A 16312-nucleotide genomic window follows, 5' to 3' on the forward strand; every position below is an offset into this window, starting at 1 on the left:
CCGTCTACGGTGCAGCGCCGCAGTTCTGTAGGCTTCACGTTCTAATCCGCGCGGAACTCTGCCTGTAAATGGTTAATCATGGGCAGCTTCGTTTGACATCGGGCCGCCGCCGACACTCCTTCGAGAATTCTATCCGGAGGATCGCTGTCCCGCCTGGTCGAAAAAATGCATGTCCCCCGGATCTATCGCCAGTCCGACGCGTTCACCGGCTGCTGGCCCGTCGCCGTTGTTGACAACCAGCAGCGTTTCGCCTTGGTCCAGCCTGATATGCAGCATGGAGGCAGCGCCCGTATATTCGCTTATTGCCACGGTCCCCGCTAACAGTCCCGCCTCAGGCGCCGTGAGACTCAGGTTCTCCGGCCGCATGCCGACCTGTGTTGCGCCGAACGGCAGAATTTCCGAAAGGCCCTCCGAAACGCGTTCCACAGGCAGAATGTTCATCCTCGGGCTGCCGATGAACTGCGCGACGAAGAGATTGTCCGGCCTCGAATAGAGCTCGCGAGGACTGCCGACCTGTTCGATGAGCCCGTCGCGCAGCACCACGATCCGGTCCGCCAGCGTCATCGCCTCGATCTGGTCATGGGTGACGTAGACCATGGTGTTGCCGAGACGCGCATGGAGCGCGGCGATCTCGGAGCGCATGTGAACGCGTAGTTCCGCATCGAGATTGGACAGCGGCTCGTCGAAAAGAAATATTTTCGGGTCGGCCACGATGGCACGCCCGATGGCGACGCGCTGCCGCTGACCGCCGGAAAGTTCCCGCGGATAGCGGTCAAGCAGCCCATCGAGCTTGAGCGTATCGGAAGCCCCCTTGACGCGCTCTTCCCGCTCGGCCTGGGGCACTCTCCGCACCTTCAGGCCGAAACCCATGTTCTCGCGTACCGTGAGGTGCGGATAGAGCGCGTAGCTCTGGAACACCATGGCGACGCCGCGCCGGGCAGCCTGAACCTCATTCATCTTAGCATCGCCGATGAAGAGGTTGCCGGAGGTGATGTATTCGAGGCCGGAAATCATCCGCAGCAAAGTGGATTTGCCGCAGCCGGACGGCCCGACGAATACGATGAATTCGCCGTCCTGGACGTCGAGATCAATGCCCTTGATGATCTCGACGGCACCGAAGGATTTGCGAAGTTTCCTGAGGCTGAGGCTTGTCATGTGCTGCCCAATCTCTGGCCGGTCCAGGAGTTCATCCTTTTACTCCCGACATGGCGAAGCTTTCGATGATCTGCCGTTGCGCGATCAGGTATACGATCAGGATCGGCACCACGGCGAGCGACGTCGCGGCTAGTTGCAGATGCCAGAGCGGTAAGCCATACGCGTCCGTGAAGTTCGCTAGTGCCAGCGGCAGGGTGAATTTCTCGAGGCTGGAAATGAAGACCAGCGGTTCGAGGAAGAGGTTCCACGAAAACAGGAACGTGATGATAGCGACCGCAGCAAGCGCCGGCCGGGACATGGGAAGCGCGATCTTCCACCAGATGCCGAGCCTGGACAGGCCATCCATCCTGCCCGCCTCCTCCAGTTCCTTCGGCAGCGCGACGAAGTACTGGCGCATCAGGAAGGTGGCCATGACGCCATGGGGGCCGAAGACCGGCAGAAGAACCAGCGGGCCATGCGTGTCCATCAGGCCGAGCCACCGCATCAGGAAGAAGTTCGGGATGATCGTGACCTCCTCGGGAACCATCAATGCGGAAACGAGAAAGAGCATCAAGAGCCCCGCCCCGGCAAAGCGCATCCGTGCGAGCGCATAGCCCGCAAGCGAGGACAGGATCAGCGTGAGGACCGTAACCAGCCCGGCAATGTAGAGGGAGTTGAAATATTGCTGCGCGAAGGGCTGATATTCGAAAACCTCGACGAAGTTCGTCCACCGCCAGATGCGCGGAACGAGGCTTGGCTGGCCGAAGATCTCCGTGGCGCTCTTGAAGCCGGACGACACCATCCACAGAAAGGGAAAGACGAAGGGAATCGCAAGGATGGACAGTGAGAGAACCCACATTGCCCGCTTGAGCCTGTCGAGCTGGCCCTGGGTCATGTCGCCCCCCTTTGACGAAGCAGCAGCTGCACGATGGTCAGCATGAGAACGATGACGAACATGATCATCGCCAGAGCGGATGCGTAACCGACATTGAAGAACTCGAAAGCCTGCTCGTAGATGTAGAAGGCAAGCACGAGCGTGCCATTCTCGGGGCCGCCACCAGTCATCAGGTAGATGTGGTCGAAGACCTTGAACGATCCGATGGTGGTGATGACCATGATGATGAGGGTGGTCGGCGCAAGCAGCGGCCACGTGACCATGCGAAAGACTTGCCAGCCCGTGGCGCCTTCGAGGCGGGCTGCCTCCTCATAGTCGCGGGGGATCGACTGCAACGCGGCAATGTAAAGGATCATGTTGAGGCCGACCATCTTGATGACGCGTGTCACAATGACGGCCGCCATGGCCCAGTCCGGCTCGCGCAACCAGTTTGGCCCATTGACGCCCACCAGGGCGAGCAACTGATTGACCGTTCCGCCTTCCCCTTGCAGGAGGAACTTCCAGACGATCGCCCAGGCGACTGCAGAGGTTACGACCGGCGCGAAGAAGACGGTGCGGAAGAAGACGACACCGCGCCTGGGGCGTGACAGCGCAATGGCCAAGATCAGTGCGAGCGCCATGTTCATGGGAACGAGGCCCATCGCAAAGATGACCGAGTTGCGGATGACGTGCCAGAAATCCGGATTCTCGGCGAGGGCGTCGCGGTAGTTCGCCAGGCCGACAAAGACTTGTCCACCGGACAGCAGATTCCACTCCGACATCGAATAGATCACGACGGCGATCAGCGGCCCCAGGAAAAATATCAGGAAGCCGATGAGCGTCGGACTGACGAAGAGCCATGCCTCTATCGTTTCGCGCCGTTTCAATGTCAGCCATGGCACGCGCGTGTGGCGTGCCATGGCGCTTGTATCGTCTGCCGTTGCCACGTCGCCCCCGCCTACAACTGCGGCCGGATTGCGTCGCAGATCGCCTTCAGCGAGGCCTCGACATCGGCATCCGCGCGCCACAAGGCATCGAATCTCGGCTTCATGGCCGCAAGGATCTGTGGCGCACGCTCATGGCTCGGCAGCACCTCGCCTTCCTTGATCGCGGCAGCGACGTGTTTCATCTGCTCGGGCGGAATGAGGGCGTTCGCCTCGGTAAAGGCATCGCTTTCCAGGACCGAGACCCTGGCCGGCGGGAAAAACTGCGCCATCACCTCAACATTCTTCTTGTTGGTCATCCAGGCGATGAACTGCTTGGCACGTTCCTTGTTGTCAGATTTGGCGAAGACCACGAGGCCGGCCTGACCGATGACCGGAGCCTCGCCGGCGGGACCTGACGGCAGCGGCGCGATGCCCCATTCGAAACCGGCCTCGGGCATCTTTGAAGCCCTTGATATCTGGTTGATCGTCATCGCCGAGGAACCGGAGAAGTAATCTCCCTGTTCGCCGGGCGGAACGATCGACTTGTCCTCAAAGACCATCTGGTGAAGCATCTCGACCGCCTCGACGGCTTCCGCCTTCTCAAAGCCGCACTCGCCGTTCGACCACCCGTTGCCGCCATAGGCGCGGATCGGCGGCATGACCGCATGCATGATGCGCGTGTCGTAGCCCTGGCCGTCCTTGAACTCGAAGCCCCAGAAGCGCTCCTCCGGCTTCGTGAGCGCCTTCGCTACATCACGGAATTTCTCGAGCGTCCACTCACCTTTTTCAGCAAGCGTCAGCGGGTCCTCGAGACCGGCCGCGTCGAACATGTCCTTGTTGTAGAATACCATGAACGGCGAGGTGGAGAAGGGTACACCGAAAATCTCGCCATCCTCCTTCCAGAGGCTCATAGCGGGATCGGAGAAGTCGGCCAGGTCGTAAGCTTCCGCATTCTCCAGCGTGTCGGTCAATGGTTCTACGGCGCCTGCCGCTACAAACGTCGGCATGGAGTCCTCGAACATCCAACCAAGGTCCGGAGGATTTCCCCCGGCGAGCTGGAAAGTGAGCTTCTGGACGTAATCACCGGCAGGAATCGTCTCGAACGTGACCGTGGTGCCGGGATGTTTGGCTTCGAACCCGTCGGCAATGCCGTTCAGCATGTCAAGGTGAGCCTCATTGCCGGTCCAAACGGTGAAGCGCAGATCCTCCGCCATCGCGTAGCCGGTGGCGAGACTCAACGCCAGCGTCGATACGGTAAGGCTTTTCAGTGCTTTTCTCATGGTTTTCCTCCCTATATTGCTGATGAACGTCTAAGTCTGTGGGCCCCGCCCGCTTTCGAAGGCGACCTTTGCGCGCGGCTGAGGCCAGCCGCGAACCCCAGCATCTACCTCCAGGATCGCCCCGGCCAGGGGCTCGGATGCCAACGCATCCTCATCCAGGCCTGCACTCATCGTGGTGACGTAAAGTGTCGAAAGATCCGCGCCGCCGAACGCCGGCTTCGTGGGGCGCGATACCGGAAGGTCGATTGCCGACATGACCCGTCCAGCCGGGTCGAGGCGCACGACCTGACCTCCGTCGACCGCAGCAAACCAGTAGCACCCGTCGGCGTCGACCGCCGCTCCGTCCGGCCTGCCGCGCTCGGGCCGGTGAAACACGCGGCGATTGGACAGCGTTCCGGATTGGACATCGAAGTCGAACGCCCAGATGGTTGCCACCGCCGCGTGGCTGTCGGCGAGATAGAACGTCCGGCCGTCCGGGGAAATGGCTGCTCCATTCTGCGTGCGCAATCCGCCAAGCGACTCTCTGGCCTCGCCCCCTTCCAGGCAATACAGGCATCCAATCGGCTCTCGCTCCGGTGCCCTACTCAGCGTGCCGACCCAGAAGCGGCCCATGCTGTCGGTGACGCCGTCGTTCAGCCTGACACCAGCCGCCTGCCCCTCCAACCGCGCGACCTCGACAACAGCTCCCGTATCAGCGTCGAGAGTGTACCAGGCCAGCCCGGCAGCGATGACGATCCTGCCACCGTCACCAAGGGCAAGCGCCGCGGGCGAAGCTGGCATCAGGAAAGTATCGAGCGCACCGCTTTCGACATGGAGCCTGCGCACTTCACGTCCACCGGCATCCAGCCACCAGAGGCAGCCGGTATCTCCGACCCAAAGCGGGCTTTCGCCGATCTTGTGTCGGAGAGCACAAACGACGCCGATACCCATTACCGCGCTCACGGCGTGACCTCCGGGAGCGCGCCCGTTGCATCACTGATCGTCCAGCCGCCATCGACCGGAATAGTGGCCCCGGTGATGTAGGCGCCTGCGTCACTGCACAGCATCAACACAGGCCCCACGCAATCGTCCGGCCTTCCCTGCCTGCCGGCCGGGATTTTCGCCACGACCGCCTGCCGGAACTTCCAGTCTTCATATCTGGCGGCGTTCGCCTCCGTCTCTATCGCGCCCGGCGCGATCACATTCATGGTCACCCCGCTTGCGGCAACCTCGCGGGCGATGGCTCTGACGGCGGTAAACTGTGCGGATTTCAGCGACGCATAGGCCACCGTCTCCGCACGCGGGCGAGCCGCCATCACGCTGCCCGTCGCGACGACCCTGCCCCATCTCCGCTCTACCATAGGCGGAACAAGCGCCTGCATGAGCAATATCAGCGAGGTGAAGTTGACGGCGAAGTGGGTTTCGAGGAGATCGCTCGTCGCTTCCGTCCAAACACTCCGCATCTCGATAGCCGCATTGGCAATCAGAATGTCGACCGGCCCCTCCCGCAGCGCATCCCGGGCGAGACCCTCGACCGCCGTAGTATGCGAGAAATCGGCTTCAATGACCGAAGCGTTCCGCCCCATCGAGCCAACCGCCTCCCGAATCCCGGCCGCCCCCTCGGCATCGCCCAAGTGATGAAGCACGAGATCGGCTCCCTGACCCGCCAGTCCGAGAGCAATCGCCCGCCCAATGCCGGTGTTGGCGCCGGTGACGAGCGCTCTACGTCCATGAAGGCTGAAGAGGCTGCTCACGCTTCCCCTCCCTTTGAACCGAGTTCGTCAGCGACCTCAAGGGAGGCAATGTCGGCAGCCTCGAAGTGGGTGATGGTCTTCTGCTCCGCGAGATCTGCATTGCCCGCGGCAATGGCTTCGAACAAAGCCTGATGGCGGTCAATCGTCGCACTCCAGTCGGCTCGCGTCCTGTTGGATCGCCTCGAGAACAGCTCCGACACCTCCCGCTGGACGGACCGCATTCCCTCCATCTGCACGCGGATCATCAAATTGCCCGTGGCGACGGCCATTCCCAGGTGGAACAGTATGTCGGCCTCGGTGAAGGCAGCAGGATCGCCAAGGCCGTCTCGCATGTCGGCGAGCGCCCGTTCCATGGCCACAAGGCCCGGCTTGTGGCGGCGTTGCGCGGCCAGTCTCGCAATACCTGCCTCTATGACGCGGCGCATCTCGTTAGCTTCCTGGAGCCGCTCCAGGCTGGAGCGGACGGCATAGCCGTAGATTTTCTCCAGGGGTTCGCCGTTGATTTCCTTGGCGCGGGCCACCTTACCCTGCTGGGTCGAAACCAGACCCGCTGAGGTGAGTTGGCGCAAGGCCTCGCGCGCTATCGGCCTTGAGACGCCGAATTCTCGGGCGATCTCGCCCTCCGGCGGGAGAGGCTCGCCCGGCGCGATCCGTCCATCGAAAAGCGCGGCTGCAATGGCATCCGAGACGGCATCGGCAAGGCGCGAAGGTACCGCGGGCTTTGCCGAGAACAGCGGCTTTTTGGTTTGCAGATCGGTCATCATGGCTCCCTTTGCAGCCCTCTTAGCACAAGGCTTGATAACTTAGCAACTAAGTTGGTTAGTTGCCAAGAAATCTACTCTGGTCTATTAGAGAGGCAAGAAGCAGCCAGGGAGGCCATTCGGTGTCAGATGCAAACCCCGCCGACGTGAAGATCGTGGACGTCATCGCCCATCCGCTAACGCAGACGCTGCCCCGACCAACGGTCACGTCGTGGGGGAAGTACACGGAGGTCTCGATCGTGCTCGTCGAGATCCGCACCGATGCCGGTTTTGTGGGCGTCGGTGAAACCCTCGCCCGTTTTTCTCCGAAAGCTTACGCCGAACTGATCGAGACATCGCTCAAACCGCGTCTTATCGGGCAGAACCCGACGGACATCATGCAGCACTGGCGCACGATGCGCCGGGCCCTGTCGGGGCGTGCGGGCGGCATGCTGATTGAGGCGATCGCCGGCGTCGACATCGCCTTGTGGGACATCATGGGCAAGATCGCCGGCCTGCCGATCTTCCGGCTGCTGGGCGGCGTCGGGCGTACGCAGGTTCCAGTCTACGCGGCTTCGGTCAACTGGGGCACCGACGAATTCATGGATGGCGAGCTCGACCGCTATCTCGAAAAAGGTTTTCCACGGGTAAAGGTGAAGGTCGCCGATCCCGTCCGGGATGCATGCCGCCGCATCGAGCGGCTGCGCAAGCGCGCTGGCGACGACATTGAGCTCTGCGCCGATGCTAACTGGGCCTATACGCTCGAGGAGGCGGTGGACGTGGGCCGCGCGCTGACAGCCAACGGCTATTTCTGGTTCGAGGAGCCGCTCAGGCCCGAGGATGAGCAGGGCTACGAACAGCTGCGCCGCCAGTGCGCGACACCGCTCGCGGCGGGCGAAAGCAACTACACGCTCGACCAGGCGATGCGCCTCGTTGCCAACCGCACCCTCTCTTATCTGCAACCCGACGTCGCCCGCTCGGGCGGCATTACCGAGACGCGCCGCATGGCGGAATTCGCGGCGGCCCACGACGTTTCCTACGCTCCACATATCGGTATGTCGGGCATCGTATGTGAGACCGCCAGCGTTCACCTGGCCGCTGCCATGCCCAATCTGCGCGCCATGGAATGCGAGACGGACTCCAGTCCCTTCAAGACCGCGATCACCGGCGCCGCGCCGGGGGCCGACCGGCAAAAGAACGGGTACCTCCCCGTGCCTACCGGACCCGGCCTCGGCATCGAAGTCGATTGGGACGCGGTGGCACGCCTCCGGGCCAGCTGAGACGATGGGCGAGGACAGGACATTGAACGACAGTTCCACCAAAAGTGAAATCGCCGAGGCGATGCGCATCGCCATGCTGCGAATGGACCCGAAGCTTAGCCGCTTCGACCCGCTGCCACGCATCATCTGCCATGACGAGTTCTCGCGCGGCCATTGCGGCTGGTCGCAACTCGTGGGCAACTATGAGAACGACATCGGCACCATGCTGCCCGGCTATGCCCAGCACACCAGTCCCATGCTGTCCACGCTGGCGCACTGGGATGCCGGCTCGCACGGGGGACACGACAGTTCCTATGCCCTGAAGATCGCCACACGCCCGAAGAAAGGCGCCCAGAACGTCGCGATCAAGCGCCTGACGTTCCGCAAGCGATGTCCGATCCGCCTGGAATTCTACTTCACCTTCAAGCCCGAGGCGACGGAACTGAAGCTGAGCGAGAGCGACGTGCGCTCCGTCGGCTTTCTCTTCGACCTGCAGGGCGGCGACAGGGATGGCGACAGCGAACGCGTTATGCCCCACGTCCGCTTTCTCAACGCGCTCGATGGAGAGCATGTGCAGAAGTGGCAGTTAAAGCGGCACAACGCCGAGTTCACCCCGATCGGACCCTCGCAGAAGACTTTGAGCCACTACCATCTCGCGCCGGAGGGCTGGGAGGACGTTCCCGATGGCGGGCAGCGCCTTTGCTACAACGAAATCCCCACCAAGGTGAACTGGACCTATCTGCGCTTCGACTTCGATCTTGTCTCCATGGAGGCCTTGTCCTTCCAGTGCAACGACCGCGTGTTCGATATGTCCAGCTTCGATTCCATCAGAATCCCGGCGATGAAGAACCTGTGGTGCATGCTCAACATCGCTCTTTTTGCAGAGACGGACACGGACAAGCGCGCCTTCCTCTATGTTGATTCCGTTTGCATATCGGGGGACTTCTGATGCTGCCGGAGAACATCACCGCCATCGTCACACGCAACGAGCGCTGGACAGGACAAGCCGCGAGCGAGCCGCACGAAGCCGGATGGGCACGCGAGGCGGTCATATTCGTGCGCGCCATGAAGGAGCCGATCGGGAAACAGCCGACGGCGCGGGTGGAGATTTCGCCGGACGGGATGCACTGGATCGGCGAGGGAAGCGAGTTCGCCTTACCGGCGGAGAAAGACGGCATCGCTGCAGCACGCGTCTCCCATTTCGGAAACTGGTTGAGGGTGCGGGCCAATTTCGCAGACGGTACGGAATCGACCGTTCTGGTCACGATGCACCTGAAAGCCTAGTCAAGCTCGCGCGCGATACCCGGTCTTGCTTTCCGCTCGGAGACGATCCTCTGAGCCTCCCCGCGCCTCAGCCGCTGCAACACCGTTGAGCGAGGTAACGTGGGCACCGTTTCCTATCCGCCACGATGGTCTCAATTTGACCAATTGGCGACCTCTATTCTCCGAGTTGCAAATGATAGCAATCGGCTCATGTCAGTCATAGAGAGCGGCTTTGCCGCTACCAATAGCGGACGTCGCCTACGGCGAAGCAGCAGGTGCGGTTGCCCTAAGAGCCGAAGTTCGACTAATGGCTTCGAACACTAGTCCAAACCCGCCTGGCATCCTCGTCCGGTGCGTCGCCACCATCCGCATGAAGAGCGCTCCTGCAAGGATGTCGAAGCTACCCGCGCGTCTCCGATAAAATTTTTCGGGTTTTTATTAGGTTTCGATGAACGAACGGAACCTGCCAAGTTCCCACTTGTTGCGAGTTTGCCGCGGACCCCGGTCCGGCTCGCAACAATGATGGAGAAAGCCAATGTTCTTCCGAACAAATGATTTTCAATACAACGCAAAGCCCGAACGACCAGACCCCGTTTATGCAAAGAAGTTACAAGAAGTTCTCGGAGGGCAGTGGGGAGAGATAAGCGTCATGATGACGTATCTCTTTCAGGGATGGAACTGCCGCGCCCCTATGAAATACCGCGATATGATTCTCGATATCGGCACCGAGGAGATTGCACATGTCGAGATGCTCTCTACCATGATCGCTCGACTGCTGGAGAGCTCTCCTGTCGAGGCGCGCGAGGATGCAGCAAAGAATTCCGCAGTTGGCGCGGTGCTTGGTGGCTCGCGGGTGGAGGATGTCATCGTCGCCGGAATGAATCCACAGCATGCCATTGTCTCCGGCCAGGGCGCGACGCCGACCGACAGCGTCGGCTATCCCTGGAATGCGCGCTACACGATATCCTCGGGTAACCTGCTGGCCGATTTCCGGTTCAACGTGACCGCCGAATCGCAGGGCCGCCTTCAGGTGTGTCGGCTTTACGAGATGACGGATGATCCGGGAGTGCGGGACATGCTCTCGTTTTTGATTGCCCGCGACACCATGCACCAGAACCAATGGTTGGCCGCAATAGCCGAACTCGAAGAAGAGGGGCTGGATGGGACCCCGGTTCCCATGAGCTTTCCGCAGGAGCGGGAAAAATCTGAGGTGGCCTATCAGTACTGGAAATGCTCCGACGGCACCGAAAGTCAGAAGGGCCGCTGGGCCAAGGGCAAAACGCCCGACGAAAAAGGCGAGTTCGAATACCTGGAAGATCCGCAACCGATGGGTGAAACGGTCGAAGAGCTCGACCAAGGCGATCCACTCCTACACGGGACTCCAAAAAAGCCGATTCCGCCATCCGCATCATAGAGCGGCGAAGATGTGCTCGGTCAGGACGCCACACGCGCCCTGGCCGGCACCTGGCCTCAATCGATCCCTTCACAATTGGCGATCTGCAGGGCGAACGCCGAAATTTAGAAGCGGATATTCTCGCAACCAGTGTCCGCGCCCACTGAGCCCTCCCGAAAGCGGGCTTCACGCTTCAGGTACGTGGGGTTCGGTCCGGTGGAACCCGATCTAGAACGCGGCGGTTAAAGAGCGAATCGGAGGGAATGATGGGTGATCAGAGAGCCCAGCCAGAGAGCTTGGGGCAACTGCTGGATAGGCTCGCAGAAGCCGACGGCAGTGGGGGTAACGTTTCAGTGGACAACCTGCTTGATGAGGTCGGCCACCGATCATTCGGGCCGCTTCTGCTGGTTCTTGCCCTGGTTGCCTTTACTCCGCTTGGGGGCATTCCTGGCATACCGACCGTTCTGGCCGGCACGACGATTCTCATCGCCGCGCAGTTGGTGATAGGGCGGAACCGCTTCTGGATACCTGGTTTCGTGGTTCGGCGTAGCATTGATCAGGGAAAACTGAAGACGACGATCGGCTATGTTAGGCCTGTTGCACGGTTTGTCGACAAACTGATCAATCCACGACTTTCCTGGCTCACCCGGCCACCTTTCCTGCGACCCGCGGCCGCGATCTGCATCATTGTTGCCCTAACGATTCCGCCATTAGAAGTCGTCCCTTTCGGCGGCACCATCTCTTGGGCTGCGATCGCGGCCTTCGGCCTCGCCCTCATCGCGCATGATGGTGTCCTTACCCTGATCGCCGCGGCGTTCGCCGGCGGTGCTGCATATGTAATAGCGACAACGCTGCTTTAGAGGTGCGTTGGTCTGGGACGAAACGGAGGCGATGCCGTTGCTGGAGGGTTCCGCCAGTGCGCAGTGCCAGCGTTTAGCAGGATGGCGCGGAGAGCCGCCCTCGGCTGCTTTGCCCCATTACAGCAGGACGAACTGACGTCGAAATGGGAACCATGCCCCGGTCCCCTCGTTTGAAGTATCCTGGTTGACCCACCGGAGACAAGAGGTTCATGATGTTCGAACGAAAATATGGAGTACTGGCCGCTTTGGCTGGCGGTCTGCTAGCAGCGAGCGTTTCACTCCCCGCATTGGCACAAGTAGATGCAGATGCTGATGTAGGCATCGGCGGCGAAGATGGTGTGAACGCTGACGTTGACGCGAGCGTCGGCGGCGATGACGGCGTTGAGGCAGATGTCGACGCTTCGGCGGAAGACGGTGTCGACGCTGACGCCGACGTATCCGCCGGTGGCGGAAGCGGCGCTAATGCGGATGCAGATGTTTCCGTCGGCGGAAGCAATGGTGCCGGCCAGAATTCCGGCTCCTCCAGCGGCGCTGCAACCGGATCTAACGGGTCCACTGCTGCCGAAAGCGAGAACACGTCCGGGGCGGACACCGGCGAAGCTCCCCTCACCGCGGCCGACTCTGACGATTTCGACCCTAGGACAGTTGGAGCAATCGAGGAGTTGACCGAAGAAGAGGTGCAACAGCTCCGCCAACGGTGCTCGAACGTTCTGAGCAACCCGTCAGACTATAGCTCGGAAGTGAGGGACTTCTGCTCTAGCGCCACGGAATAGCAGGTAATCTGAAGGCTCCGGCGCACGGTCGGGCCTTCAGATCCCTTTAAGCAGCGCTCTGCGCCGCGCGAGCCAGAATCGGATGCGATACAGAGCGTGCTCCTCTCGTCAGAGATCGCGGTTTCACGAAAGTCCGCAGCTCGAGCTTGCGGCTCGACCTACCACAAAATCTGTGATCGCGGATCGTTTGCCTTTGCGGTCGTCCCGGCCGCCGCGGCTGTCCGCGTCGAGAACGGCGTGGTCGCAGATGCGCGCGTTGGCCTGGTCAGTGGGCGGCGTTCATGGGTTCGGCAGAGACGGTTTCAAAAGCCTGCGACGGCAGCGGTATTGCAGTGCCCGTTTTGACCGGCCCGCCCTCTTCGCCAACAAGGAAAACCCGATACGCAGCTTCGCCTGATTGGCTGCGTGCATCATCAAAAACCTGAAGCGGCCCCCGTCCAACGAAAAAGACATCGCTGCATTCGCGGCGCTGCTGGTGAAGGCAAGCGAGACTGCTCATACAGTTGAAGATGCTGTATGGGCGAGAGAGGATCATGGGTCGGGAGCTAACGCGTGCAAACCACCCTCATCGGCATCCAGGATGATATCCAGCGTAATGTGCCGCGGCCGCGTGATGGCAAAGATCACCGCTTCCACAACATCGCGCGTCGTCGCTCGCGCATTCTTCTGCAGATTTGATGACGCTTGCCACTCGGGATCCGTGGGCAGTGTATCGTCGAGATAGGGGGGGTGCACCACAATCGAGCGGACGTTCGTACCTCTCAATTGCTGCCGCAAACCTTCTCCAATTGCCGTTTGTCCCCGCTTCGCAGCGTAGAATGGTACGGCGGCGCTGTGCAACGGAGCATTGGGCAGCCCGCTGATCGAGCCTATGGTCACGACGTCCGGCGTGACCGACTGACGTAAAAGGGGGAGCAGCCCCTGAGTCAGCAGAAACGTGCCCGTGACGGCGGCATTTACCGTAGCAACCACCTCTTCAGCGGGATGAGGCTGATGTGCTGCTTCAAGCCACATCGCACCGTTGTTGATGAGCATATCCACCGGCGTCGCGAGTCCTTCGATTCGACGAACCGCCCGCTCCACGCTTTCGGCATCGGCTAGATCAAGTTCGACGATCGGCGCGTCGTGCTGCACTCGCTCTGCGATCACACGATGTACGGAAAGCAGCGCCTTGTCGTCTCTGCCACAGAGAATCGGTCGGCAACCCATGTCTGCCAGGATTATCGCCAGCGCAGCTCCGAGGCCCCTCCCCGCACCAGTGATGACGACCCGTTTCTCTTTCAGTTGTGCAGCCTCGGCAAACACTGACATGTCCTTCGTAAGTTTGCGCATCACGAACTCTTTAAACCAGCATCGCGTGAGATCGCTGACCGCAAGATGGAAGCAAGTAGCAGGGGCGAGGGTTACACGCCGGTCTCCACGGTGAGACCGGCCGCTTTCCACTCGGGGAACCCCGCGTCCAGAAGCCGTGCCTTGATGCCCTTCTTGCGCAGCGTGTCCACAGCGCTGGTCGAAAGTACGCAGTGTGGGCCCCGGCAATAGGCGACCAACTCGTGATCCTGCGGCAGCATGGATAGATGTTCCTCGAGCACTTCGACCGGAATGTTGATGGCGCCCGGAAGATGCCCCATGGCGAACTCCTCCTGTGGGCGGACATCAAGCAGGGTGACCGAGGAGTCACGCAGCCGTTCGAGCAACTCCTCGCGCGAGATACCCTCAAGGCGCTCGCGCTGGGTGAAGCTGTCTGAGATTACCGAGTGGATTTCGGCCCGCTGGTGCTCGGCAAGTCGGGTCAACGCGCCCAGGACTTCGTTGATGGGGCCGCCCGCAAGGCTGTAGAGCACACGCTTTCCATCGCGCTCGGTGGCGACGAGGTTGTTCCGCTTCAGGTGCTGCAGATGCTGCGAGGCATTGGCCACCGAAAGACCCGTGAGTTCGGCAAGCCGCTCTACCGAGCGCGCTCCTTGGGCCACATGCTGCAGAAGCATGAGGCGGTGCGGGCTGCCAAGCGTGCGTGCGATTTCGGCGAGTTCTGTAAAAAGAGCCAACTGTGCGCGTTCGATATCCATACTTGACATATATATCGCTTCCTTGAATCAATCAATCCATTGAATTATTCAAGGAAGCGATAAATTGGGGTCAAGCGGATATGAGTATGTGGATCGAGTGGGTCTTGAACGCCATTGCGATAGGCATCGTCGCGACGATCGTCATGGATCTTTGGGCACTCTTTGTGAAGGTGGCTTTTGCCATACCGTCGCTGAACTATGCTTTCGTCGGTCGCTGGATCGGGCACTTCGCTTCAGGAACGCTGAGCCATCCAAACATCGCTCAGGCCGGCCCCATAGCCGGCGAAAAAGCTATCGGGTGGGTGACCCATTATGCGACCAGCGTTATCTTTGCCGCAGCACTGCTGGCGGTGGCGGGGCCCGGCTGGGTCGAAGCACCGACATTGTGGCCGGCCTTGGTGACGGGCTGGATAACCCTGCTGGCGCCATTCTTCATACTGCAGCCCGGATTCGGTTTTGGGATCGCTGCATCGAAGACCCCGCGGCCGAACGTGGCCCGCTGGCGCAGCTTCATCGCGCACACCGTTTTCGGTCTCGGGCTTTTTGTCGGCGCGTGGGTAGTTTCCCAAATATGATGCGTTGGTATACTGCCAATTGGGGCGAGCATTTTCTCCTCCAGACAGAGCCAATCGTAATGCAACACTCAGTCATGCTTGACGCACAAACTCATTCTGCGTGGATCACGAGCGATGGGGTTCTTGGTGGTAGCGGAGATTCATCGGCTCGCTTCCCCTACTGGAGCTCCACCAAAACCGTCATAGCAATCTGTACGCTGAAACTCTGCGAACGGGATCAACTGAGTCTTGAGGCGACACCGGAGAGCGAGCCATACACACTTCGCCAACTGCTCGGCCATACATCGGGGTTGAGGGATTATGGTCAGTTGGCTTCTTACCACGACGCCGTTGCTGCAGATGAAGAGCCTTGGACGCGGCAGCAACTGATGCACGCGGTGCGTCGGGAAGGCTTACTCTTCGAGCCCGGACATGGTTGGTCCTACTCCAACATAGGTTACCTGCTCGTCCGTGAAACGCTCGAGCGTGTTTCCGGCCTTTCTCTAGCACAGTTGGTGGATGAACTGATCGGCGACCCGCTGGGACTTGAGAGCCTTGAACTGGCAACGACCTGCCAGCAACTTGCCAGTGTCTACTGGAAAGCAGCCCGAAACTATCATCCCGGCTGGGTCTATCATGGATGCCTGACAGGAACCGCGGCGGATGCCGCACGGCTGCTGCACGCGTTGTTTCATCAGCAGATTTTGGGTGCGGCAGCTTTAAAACAACTGCTGGTACGTTACCCCCTTGGCGGCGCCATTCCGGGGAGACCATGGACTGAGTGTGGTTATGCGCTTGGCCTCATGAGCGGCACCATGGGACGCAGCGGGCGCGCCATCGGTCATTCAGGTGGCGGCCCGTTCTGCGTCAATGCTGTGTATCACTTCCCCGATCGCCAAGTGCCTATGACAGTGGCGTGCTTCACAGATGGCACAGACGAGGGGCAGGCGGAGCTCTGCGCGTGCTCATTGGCCGGGCCCTGAAGACCGGACAAGTTTGCCGGTCAAGTGGCCTGCCGGCCGGGCAGACCTAGCTGCACTCCCAGAACATGTCCTTTTCAGCTTCGATGCGCGCGGCGTTTGCGGCCGCCTCGACTTTTCGGATCCGGAAGGCTTCGGCCTCTTTTTGTGTGCCTTCCACGCTCCCTTGTTGCAGCCCCAGAAGTGGCTTTCTGAGCTATCATCTCGCCACGCTGGAACGCGGTGATCGTGTTTGGCACAAGGCAGCGCCAGTTCTCATCGTCGGTCAACGGTTGCGTCGCGAGGAGGACAACGTTCTGCCGGTGGTCATCAACTGTGCACTGCCGTTGGAGCATGTGTAGATACGTGTGGGCATGAACGAATAGATGCTCGCCATTGCTGAACAGGTAGTTCGCCTCCCATTGCGCAGCTTCTCAAATGAACGAAATTCGCAGATGAGCAGAAGTCGATACTGAAGGTTGAATTCGGAGGTCG

General features: G+C 60.6%; 18 protein-coding genes. 8 read left to right on the top strand and 10 right to left on the bottom strand.

Annotated elements, in window-relative coordinates:
• Window positions 1-129: 129 nt before the first annotated feature.
• The 7 genes from LY631_RS11575 to LY631_RS11605 are packed head-to-tail and all read right to left on the bottom strand — an operon-like array spanning window position 130 to window position 6708.
• Window positions 130-1155 (bottom strand): ABC transporter ATP-binding protein, encoded by a 1026-nt coding sequence (locus LY631_RS11575; protein WP_274425535.1) that lies wholly within the window; start codon window positions 1153-1155, stop codon window positions 130-132.
• Between the two features lie 31 nt (window positions 1156-1186).
• Complete coding sequence (locus LY631_RS11580) at window positions 1187-2029, bottom strand: carbohydrate ABC transporter permease (RefSeq protein ID WP_274425536.1); 843 nt, start codon at window positions 2027-2029, stop codon at window positions 1187-1189.
• Window positions 2026-2928 (bottom strand): carbohydrate ABC transporter permease, encoded by a 903-nt coding sequence (locus tag LY631_RS11585; protein ID WP_338000434.1) that lies wholly within the window; start codon window positions 2926-2928, stop codon window positions 2026-2028. The genes LY631_RS11580 and LY631_RS11585 overlap by 4 nt, the downstream gene beginning before the upstream one ends.
• 38 nt (window positions 2929-2966) lie before the next feature.
• Window positions 2967-4214, bottom strand: coding sequence for an ABC transporter substrate-binding protein (locus LY631_RS11590; RefSeq protein ID WP_274425538.1), 1248 nt, complete (start codon window positions 4212-4214; stop codon window positions 2967-2969).
• A 30-nt stretch (window positions 4215-4244) separates the two neighbouring features.
• Window positions 4245-5156 carry an SMP-30/gluconolactonase/LRE family protein gene (locus tag LY631_RS11595; protein WP_274425539.1) on the bottom strand — a complete coding sequence of 304 codons (912 nt, stop codon included), beginning with the start codon at window positions 5154-5156 and terminating at the stop codon, window positions 4245-4247.
• Window positions 5153-5947 carry an SDR family NAD(P)-dependent oxidoreductase gene (locus LY631_RS11600; protein ID WP_274425540.1) on the bottom strand — a complete coding sequence of 265 codons (795 nt, stop codon included), beginning with the start codon at window positions 5945-5947 and terminating at the stop codon, window positions 5153-5155. The genes LY631_RS11595 and LY631_RS11600 overlap by 4 nt, the downstream gene beginning before the upstream one ends.
• Complete coding sequence (locus LY631_RS11605; protein ID WP_274425541.1) at window positions 5944-6708, bottom strand: FadR/GntR family transcriptional regulator; 765 nt, start codon at window positions 6706-6708, stop codon at window positions 5944-5946. Before LY631_RS11605 ends, LY631_RS11600 begins: the two co-directional genes overlap by 4 nt.
• 122 nt (window positions 6709-6830) lie before the next feature.
• On the opposite strand from LY631_RS11605, the gene LY631_RS11610 reads away from it, so the two are divergent.
• The 6 genes from LY631_RS11610 (at window position 6831) to LY631_RS11635 (ending at window position 12235) form a co-directional block, all read left to right on the top strand.
• A complete protein-coding gene (locus LY631_RS11610) occupies window positions 6831-7967 on the top strand; it encodes a mandelate racemase/muconate lactonizing enzyme family protein (RefSeq protein ID WP_274425542.1) in 1137 nt (378 codons plus the stop codon).
• 61 nt (window positions 7968-8028) lie between these two features.
• A complete protein-coding gene (locus LY631_RS11615) occupies window positions 8029-8895 on the top strand; it encodes a DUF6772 family protein (RefSeq protein ID WP_274425881.1) in 867 nt (288 codons plus the stop codon).
• Window positions 8895-9230: a hypothetical protein gene (locus LY631_RS11620; RefSeq protein ID WP_274425543.1), complete on the top strand. Its 336-nt coding sequence runs from the start codon at window positions 8895-8897 to the stop codon at window positions 9228-9230. The genes LY631_RS11615 and LY631_RS11620 overlap by 1 nt, the downstream gene beginning before the upstream one ends.
• A gap of 514 nt (window positions 9231-9744) precedes the next feature.
• Window positions 9745-10623, top strand: a complete 879-nt coding sequence (locus tag LY631_RS11625) for a manganese catalase family protein (protein WP_274425544.1) — start codon at window positions 9745-9747, stop codon at window positions 10621-10623.
• A gap of 245 nt (window positions 10624-10868) precedes the next feature.
• Entirely contained in the window at window positions 10869-11462 is a 594-nt protein-coding gene (locus tag LY631_RS11630; RefSeq protein ID WP_274425545.1) for an exopolysaccharide biosynthesis protein, read from the top strand.
• A gap of 209 nt (window positions 11463-11671) precedes the next feature.
• On the top strand, window positions 11672-12235 hold the full coding sequence (locus tag LY631_RS11635) for a hypothetical protein (RefSeq protein WP_274425547.1): 564 nt from the start codon (window positions 11672-11674) through the stop codon (window positions 12233-12235).
• Between the two features lie 531 nt (window positions 12236-12766).
• Here LY631_RS11635 and LY631_RS11640 read toward each other — a convergent pair.
• A complete protein-coding gene (locus LY631_RS11640) occupies window positions 12767-13567 on the bottom strand; it encodes an SDR family oxidoreductase (RefSeq protein WP_274425548.1) in 801 nt (266 codons plus the stop codon).
• 71 nt (window positions 13568-13638) lie between these two features.
• Complete coding sequence (locus LY631_RS11645) at window positions 13639-14304, bottom strand: ArsR/SmtB family transcription factor (protein ID WP_445082881.1); 666 nt, start codon at window positions 14302-14304, stop codon at window positions 13639-13641.
• Window positions 14305-14384: 80 nt separating this feature from the next.
• On the opposite strand from LY631_RS11645, the gene LY631_RS11650 reads away from it, so the two are divergent.
• Together LY631_RS11650 and LY631_RS11655 are read left to right on the top strand one after the other, a co-directional pair.
• Entirely contained in the window at window positions 14385-14879 is a 495-nt protein-coding gene (locus LY631_RS11650; protein WP_274425552.1) for a DUF2938 domain-containing protein, read from the top strand.
• A 74-nt stretch (window positions 14880-14953) separates the two neighbouring features.
• Window positions 14954-15841 (top strand): serine hydrolase domain-containing protein, encoded by an 888-nt coding sequence (locus tag LY631_RS11655; protein ID WP_274425553.1) that lies wholly within the window; start codon window positions 14954-14956, stop codon window positions 15839-15841.
• Between the two features lie 74 nt (window positions 15842-15915).
• Here the strand turns inward: LY631_RS11655 and LY631_RS20490 are convergent, their stop codons facing one another.
• The gene (locus LY631_RS20490; protein WP_445082873.1) at window positions 15916-16173 is read right to left on the bottom strand and encodes a class II glutamine amidotransferase; all 258 of its coding nucleotides are present in this window, start codon (window positions 16171-16173) and stop codon (window positions 15916-15918) included.
• Window positions 16174-16312: the final 139 nt, after the last annotated feature.

The organism is Chelativorans sp. YIM 93263, from assembly GCF_028767125.1.
In the GTDB taxonomy this organism is placed as follows: domain Bacteria; phylum Pseudomonadota; class Alphaproteobacteria; order Rhizobiales; family Rhizobiaceae; genus Chelativorans.

Bases quoted from the DNA above. Each gene is read 5' to 3' on its own strand.
- LY631_RS11575 (WP_274425535.1), bottom strand. From the start codon at position 1,155: ATGACAAGCCTCAGCCTCAGGAAACTTCGCAAATCCTTCGGTGCCGTC.
- LY631_RS11580 (WP_274425536.1), bottom strand. From the start codon at position 2,029: ATGACCCAGGGCCAGCTCGACAGGCTCAAGCGGGCAATGTGGGTTCTC.
- LY631_RS11585 (WP_338000434.1), bottom strand. From the start codon at position 2,928: ATGGCACGCCACACGCGCGTGCCATGGCTGACATTGAAACGGCGCGAA.
- LY631_RS11590 (WP_274425538.1), bottom strand. From the start codon at position 4,214: ATGAGAAAAGCACTGAAAAGCCTTACCGTATCGACGCTGGCGTTGAGT.
- LY631_RS11605 (WP_274425541.1), bottom strand. From the start codon at position 6,708: ATGACCGATCTGCAAACCAAAAAGCCGCTGTTCTCGGCAAAGCCCGCG.
- LY631_RS11615 (WP_274425881.1), top strand. From the start codon at position 8,029: ATGCGCATCGCCATGCTGCGAATGGACCCGAAGCTTAGCCGCTTCGAC.
- LY631_RS11620 (WP_274425543.1), top strand. From the start codon at position 8,895: ATGCTGCCGGAGAACATCACCGCCATCGTCACACGCAACGAGCGCTGG.
- LY631_RS11625 (WP_274425544.1), top strand. From the start codon at position 9,745: ATGTTCTTCCGAACAAATGATTTTCAATACAACGCAAAGCCCGAACGA.
- LY631_RS11630 (WP_274425545.1), top strand. From the start codon at position 10,869: ATGGGTGATCAGAGAGCCCAGCCAGAGAGCTTGGGGCAACTGCTGGAT.
- LY631_RS11635 (WP_274425547.1), top strand. From the start codon at position 11,672: ATGATGTTCGAACGAAAATATGGAGTACTGGCCGCTTTGGCTGGCGGT.
- LY631_RS11640 (WP_274425548.1), bottom strand. From the start codon at position 13,567: ATGCGCAAACTTACGAAGGACATGTCAGTGTTTGCCGAGGCTGCACAA.
- LY631_RS11645 (WP_445082881.1), bottom strand. From the start codon at position 14,304: ATGGATATCGAACGCGCACAGTTGGCTCTTTTTACAGAACTCGCCGAA.
- LY631_RS11650 (WP_274425552.1), top strand. From the start codon at position 14,385: ATGAGTATGTGGATCGAGTGGGTCTTGAACGCCATTGCGATAGGCATC.
- LY631_RS11655 (WP_274425553.1), top strand. From the start codon at position 14,954: ATGCTTGACGCACAAACTCATTCTGCGTGGATCACGAGCGATGGGGTT.
- LY631_RS20490 (WP_445082873.1), bottom strand. From the start codon at position 16,173: ATGCTCCAACGGCAGTGCACAGTTGATGACCACCGGCAGAACGTTGTC.